At 53.6% G+C, this 6,307-nt stretch carries 5 protein-coding genes; 2 read left to right on the plus strand and 3 right to left on the minus strand.

All coding sequences use genetic code 11. From position 1 onward, the window contains the following. Window positions 1-1,613: ABC transporter ATP-binding protein (locus Q0628_RS08700; protein WP_298770155.1), on the plus strand; the 1,613-nt coding region annotated here is incomplete at its 5' end. After that, the gene (locus Q0628_RS08705) at window positions 1,610-2,152 is read left to right on the plus strand and encodes a DUF5662 family protein (RefSeq protein WP_298770158.1); all 543 of its coding nucleotides are present in this window, start codon (window positions 1,610-1,612) and stop codon (window positions 2,150-2,152) included. The genes Q0628_RS08700 and Q0628_RS08705, both read left to right, overlap by 4 nt. Before the next feature lie 13 nt (window positions 2,153-2,165). Here the strand turns inward: Q0628_RS08705 and Q0628_RS08710 are convergent, their stop codons facing one another. From Q0628_RS08710 to Q0628_RS08720, 3 genes are all read right to left on the minus strand, one after another. Beyond that, on the minus strand, window positions 2,166-4,016 hold the full coding sequence (locus tag Q0628_RS08710; protein ID WP_298770160.1) for an MBOAT family O-acyltransferase: 1,851 nt from the start codon (window positions 4,014-4,016) through the stop codon (window positions 2,166-2,168). A gap of 34 nt (window positions 4,017-4,050) precedes the next feature. Further along, complete coding sequence (locus tag Q0628_RS08715) at window positions 4,051-5,727, minus strand: GDSL-type esterase/lipase family protein (RefSeq protein WP_298770162.1); 1,677 nt, start codon at window positions 5,725-5,727, stop codon at window positions 4,051-4,053. After that, window positions 5,724-6,307: GDSL-type esterase/lipase family protein (locus Q0628_RS08720; RefSeq protein ID WP_366979128.1), on the minus strand; the 584-nt coding region annotated here is incomplete at its 5' end. The genes Q0628_RS08720 and Q0628_RS08715, both read right to left, overlap by 4 nt.

Consider the following 6,307-nt stretch of genomic DNA (forward strand, 5'->3'; position numbering starts at 1 on the left):
GTTACCGCCTGAATGTCGCCTTTCGTGTGGTGATTGGTTTTGCGCGCGTGCTCCTTGGCCTTGCCATGGTGTGGCTTTCCAAGCGTTTTATTGACGAGACGATTCGTACTGGCACTGACGAGGACGTTGTCCGCATGGCGGTGTTGCTGCTTCTGACGGTGGTCGGTGCAGTACTGCTGCGGCAGGCGTATACCTACATGACGACGACGGCGACGGTGCGGTCTTCGTGTCGGCTGCGTCTGGAAATGTTCGAGTTGCTTTTCCGGCGCAAGCTTTACGATATCAAGGAACTCCATTCCGGAGACATCACATCGAGATTTTCGAAGGACATTGAGACCATTAGCGAAGTCCTGATGGACACGATTCCGCAGATGGCCGTGACGACTTTGCAGCTTGTCGGAGCCTTTCTGCTGTTGCGCTGGTTCGATCCGCTGCTGGCCTGGGTGCTATTGTTGCTTACGCCGGTTGCCGTTGTCTTTGGCAAGCTGATTTCGCACAAGCTCAAGAACATGACGCTAGCGATTCGCGAAGGCGAAAGCCGCATCCAGACGCAGGTGCAGGAGGGCATGGAATATAATGCGGTTCTCCGTTCGCTTGAAAGCGAAAGCTGGGTGACAAAACTGCTCGATGACCAGCAGGACCGCCTGGAGCATGATGTCCGCATCCGTGCGCGCTTTACGATGCTGACGCGAATCCTGTTCGGCTGCACGCTTGGCCTTGGCTACATGATTGCCTTTGTGTGGGGCGGTCTCGGGCTTCGTAGCGGTGCGATTTCCTTTGGCGTCATGACGTCCTTCCTGCAGCTGGTGGGGCAGATTCAGCATCCGATTTTCTCGTTGCTCAACATGGGACCTAAAATTGTCCATGCGATGGCGGGTATCGACCGCTTGCAGGAATTACGGTCGGAAAAGGATTCCGAATCCAAGGAACCCGTTGATCGCATACCGGGAAAGCTTGGCGTGCGGCTTGAAGGTGTGAGTTTCGGTTATGTTGGACAGTCTCGCGAGATAATTGATCGTTTTGATTATGATTTTGCGCCCGGCAGCAAGGTGGCTGTCATGGGCAAGACGGGTGTTGGCAAGACGACCTTGCTTAGGCTCCTGCTTGGCCTGGTGAAACCGGATCGGGGCCGGATGCTGGTGTACTCGGAGAATACGGAAGCGGACGGAAATGTTTCGGGTACAGTAGAAGTTCTTTCGGAAAGGACGCGTCCGAATTTTGTGTATGTTCCTCAGGGGAACACGCTCATGAGCGGAACGATTCGGCATAATCTGCTGATGGCCTGCCCGACGGCAAACGATGGCGACTTGCGTCGCGTGCTTGAGATGGCCTGTGCCGAATTTGTCTTTGATTTGCCCAAAGGACTTGATACGGAACTTGGCGAACGCGGCCACGGCTTGAGCGAGGGACAGGCTCAACGTATCGCGATTGCGCGCGGCCTGTTGCGTCCCGGGAACGTTCTGCTATTCGATGAAATCAGTTCGGCCCTTGACGAGGAGACCGAACGGAAACTATTTGCGCGTCTCTTTGAAAATCTCAAGGACAAGACGATGATTCTCGTAACGCACCGCTCTGCGGTTGCGGAAACCTGCACTGACATGGTGAGGCTATGAAGTTCCATCCGATAAAGCACTTTATCACGATTACGAAACACCGCAACGAGGTGATTCGCCTGTGTTTCAAGGCGGGAATCGGCTTTCAGGGGCTTTTTCACGATTTGTCTAAGTACAGTCCTTCGGAATTCATTCCCGGGGCGAAGTATTATCTAGGAAATCAGTCGCCGAATAACGGAGAACGTTTCGACAAGGGTTACAGCTTTGCGTGGATGCACCATAAGGGCCGCAACAAACACCATTTTGAATTCTGGTATGACTACGAAATGGAAACCAAGAAACTGGTGCCGATAACGATGCCCGACCGTTACATCAAGGAAATGTTCTGCGACCGCGTGGCGGCCTCCAAGACATACAACAGGGCGAACTATACGCAGGAATCTCCGCTGCTGTACCTGACCCAAAGTACGGCGCGCGAAAAGATGACCGAAACGACCTACCGCAAGCTGCTCTACCTGTTGAAGATGCTTGCCGAGAAGGGCGAGGCAGAAACGCTTGCGTTTATGAGGAATACGGCGGTTTTGCCCGAAGCGCAGTGACCTTTAACGATCCCTAGAACTGGAAGTAGATGAACGGGCAGGAGTCCGCGCTCATGAACTGGTAGATTACGAAGATGATGAATGCTGTCGAAATCACCATGAGCGGAACCGGCTGCGACGCAAATGCGATACGGTAGCGGCTCTTGAATTTCTTGGGAACCCAGTGGATAAGCATGCCCGCGACAAACACGAGGATGATGTTGATGTGTTCCCAGGCGATGGTGCCGAGCGTGTCCCATTTCCAGGCGGTACCCATCTGCTGCACCATGTTCTTGGCAGTGTTCCATGCGACTTCGTTCGCTTCGGCGGGATCGAGGTTCGAACCGGCGCGGAAGAAAAGTCGCGTAAACGTGATGAACACGAAGGTGAGGGTGACGTTCCAGGCCACGTATAGGCCGTGGAAGTATTTGTCGCTGAACAGACGGAAAATCATGACGGCGTAGATGCCTGCAAAGAGAACGCCGAAATAGACCGCGGTGATCGCGAAGATGGCGGTGTGCGTCTGCTTGAAGATTATGGCGCTTGCAGCGAACAGGATGAACGAGGCGATGGCGCGGAACTTGAGGCTGCGCTTGCACCAGATTTTGTTGAATACCTGGCCAAAGCCGTTCAGGCCACCCCAAATGATAAAGTTCCAGCTGGCACCGTGCCACCAACCGCCCACAATCTGGGTGGCCATGGCGTTCATGTTGGTGGTAATGAACTTGCGCGATTCGGGCCTAAAGTAGGCGACAACAGAAATGTAGGCGAACAGGAGACCAAGCATGACGCCCACGAGCACGCTGCCCGAAAGCATGATTGCCACAAGGCTCAAGAACGCCATCCAGAAGTAGGTGCCGACGGTGGCATTCCTGTTGCCGCCCAGGGGAATGTACAGGTAGTCGCGCCACCAGCTCGAAAGGGAAATGTGCCAGCGACGCCAGAATTCGGTGGGGCTGAGCGCCTTGTAGGGGCTGTTGAAGTTCTGCGGCAGGCGGAAACCCATCAGGAGGGCGACGCCGATGGCGATGTCGGTGTAGCCGGAGAAGTCGGCGTAAACCTGCAGCGAGTAGGCGAACAGGGCGATGAGGTTTTCAAGTCCCGTGAACAGGAGCGGCGTATCAAAAACGCGGTCCACGAAATTGGTGGCGAGGTAGTCGCTCAGGATAATCTTCTTGGCAAGTCCGTTCAGTATCCAGAAGACGGCGATACCGAAGGTGCGGCGCGGCAAGAAGTACTTGCGGTAAAGCTGCGGGACAAACTTGTCGGCGCGAACGATCGGACCTGCGACCAACTGAGGGAAAAACGTGAGGTAGAATCCGAAATCGAGAATGTTCTTGACCGCTGAAATCTTTCCGCGGTAGATGTCGATACAGTAGCTAATCGCCTGGAAGGTGAAGAACGAAATGCCTACGGGCAGGATGATGGTGTCGACGAGGGAATTCGTGCCAAACAGCTTGTTGCTTGCGGCGGCGAAGAAATTGTAGACATGAAGCTCGATGCCGGTAAAGTCGTAAAGAGCGTCCAGGAAAAAGTAGGAGTATTTATAGTAGCATAGTACGAGCAGGTCGATGATGACGATGATGATCATCCAGAGTTTCTTTTTCCAATGCTTCTCGGCGCGTTCAATCCACTTGCCGATAAAGAAGTTCGCGATGACACAGAATACCAGGATGCAAACATAGCTGCCGCTCGTCTTGTAGTAGAAGAACATGCTAGTCGCAAACAGGAAGGCGTTGCGGAGCAGGATGCGGTTCTTGACGAGGGTGAGGAACGCGAAGACGACCGCGAAGAAACCCCAGAAGTAGAACTGCGTAAACAACAGCGGACTGTTCGGGTCAAACGAGAATGTGCGAGTGAGGTATGGTATTAAATAGTCAAGCATAGGAGTAGGAAGTAGACAGTAGGCTGTGGTTAGATTAGTCTTTCCTCTTTTCGGCGGGGAGGTTTGCGATGTGTTCTTGGTAGCTGTTGATGATCGCTTTGTAGAACAGATCGCCGAGCAAGTTGTAGCCGGCAAGCTTGAAGTGTACCTTGTCGGCCTTGGCGAGGTCGGCCTTTTCCCACTTGGCCATGGAACCTAAGCCACCCATGATGCTGAACTTGTCCCAGACGCCTGCCTTGTGCTTGTCGGCAAGGGAGAAAAACGCCTTGCGCGCTATGTCGCCGTTGGGATGTTGCACGTAGCGCTTTTTCTTGACCTTGCGGTACATGTCGTTGTTCGTCTCGAAAATGATGGCGACATTCGGATTCACGTTCTTGATGCGTGCAATGAGCCTGTCGTAATCTTCCTTGAACTGCTTGTCGTTAAAGTGCTGCACGTTCGCGTCGTTGATGCCTATCGCAAATATTACGAGGTCGGGCTTGTAATAGGCGAGCTGCTTTTCGAATAGAGGGCAGACTTCTTCGAAGTAGTCGTGAACTTTTGCTCCGTTAATGCCGACACCGGTATAGGTAATGCCCGGGGTATCCGATTCTGTCAGAATTCCGGTCATGGTAAAGCGCGGCCGGGCGTTCTTTTTGACGGAATCGGGCTGGACTTCCTGTTCCGAGATGCAGTGCTCGTTGGCGTAGTTCGTCGAATCGATTTCGCCGTCGGCATAGTTCACAGCAGGCTTGTTCAGGCGCTCGGCGCAGTTTCGCGGAGCTGCTACAGCCTGGTTCTTGGCTTCTTCGCGGGCGATACATGCCGTGTCGAGAACATCGCATTCGCCCTGGTACATGGAATCTAGCGCTACTTCCGTCTTAGGAATTGCGACATTGTTAGGAATGTGCACCTTGGCTGTGTCGGTGGAGCCCTGCTTGGTGTTAGCGATGCTTGAGTCTTTTAGAGAATCCGCGGTGGCGCGTGCAATGGAGTCCTGGAACAGGGAGTCGGTAATGAATTTTGCAATCTCTGCCTGCTTCAGCGAATCTACCCAGCGGAAAGCAATCTGAATAGAGTCGATCGGTCGCGGACTTGTAAAGACATAGCTCTGGCTAGCGGTGTCGAGAACACCGAATATGTCCGTCGAATCGACGCGCAGCACGGGAACGACGTCATTGTTGTCGCTGTAGCCGAACAGACGTAGCTTGGTTTCGCCCCAGAGCGGTGTCGAATTGTACTTGTCAAGCAGAATCGAAATTTCGGCGCGCGGGTCGCTGGTACTCACGGCAATGCCGAGCAGTCCGAGCGGTTTCTTGATTTCGCGTTGAACGTTCTTGTTCATGTCCCAGATGCCCTTGTAGTAGCTGGCATAGCTGGAAGGCGTATTGGTGCGTGCGGCGGAGTAAGGGAATACGAATCCACGGCCGGCGGAGGCTCCCGGATATTCCTTGATGAAGTGCTCGCGGATGCGTCCTGAAATCACGTCGGCTTGCAAATGGGATCCACCGACATGCAAAATCTTGACCTGCCCGCGGTTTTCGAAGACGAGAGTGTCCATCTTGTTGAAGAATGGCGTGAATGCGTCGTTGCCCTTGGGAAATTGAATGACGTTCAGGGAAGTATCGATGAAGTCGTAGCGGGAGAGATCGATGCTGTAGCTTCCGGGGACCTCATCTTTAGCGAAAAGGACGATAAATGCAGTCAGGATTGTCAGAAACAGAAGTCTCATTTCTGCGCACCTCCATTTGCGGTACTGTCCTTAGCTTCGTTCTTCCATTCGTGAATGTCTTTCAGTTTTTCATCGCTGATGTTGTGGCGGTCGCGGAACTTGAAGTAGTCGTAATGCATGCGAAGTGCCGCGCAGAAAAGGTCTCCCATGTAGGCAGCGCCCCTGCGTGTAAAGTGAATGTGGTCGGTAAAGCCGAGTGCCGGTTCGCGGTTTACCCACTTGATCATGGAACCGTTTCCGCCCATCACGCGGTGCATGTCCCAGTAGGCGGCACCATTTTCGAGCGCGACTTCGCGCAGGGCCTTGATGGTCATCGCAAGGCCAGAATACGTCTGCCATTGGCCGTCTTTTTGGCGTGCCATATCGGCGGGGCCAATAAACAAGATGTCGGCGTCGGGGTTCGCCTTTTGAATGGCTTGAATCTGGCGTGTGATGATTTTCTTGGTCCAGTCAATGTTTCCGGAGTTTGTGCCAGGGACAAGGTTTCCGCCGTACTCCATGATGATGAGCCTTGCATTCATCGCCTTGTAGGATTCGGCAAGGAGCTCGGGGTCGATGCGGTGGAAGATTGTGCCCGAAG

This window comes from uncultured Fibrobacter sp., assembly GCF_937877005.1.
Classification (GTDB): domain Bacteria; phylum Fibrobacterota; class Fibrobacteria; order Fibrobacterales; family Fibrobacteraceae; genus Fibrobacter.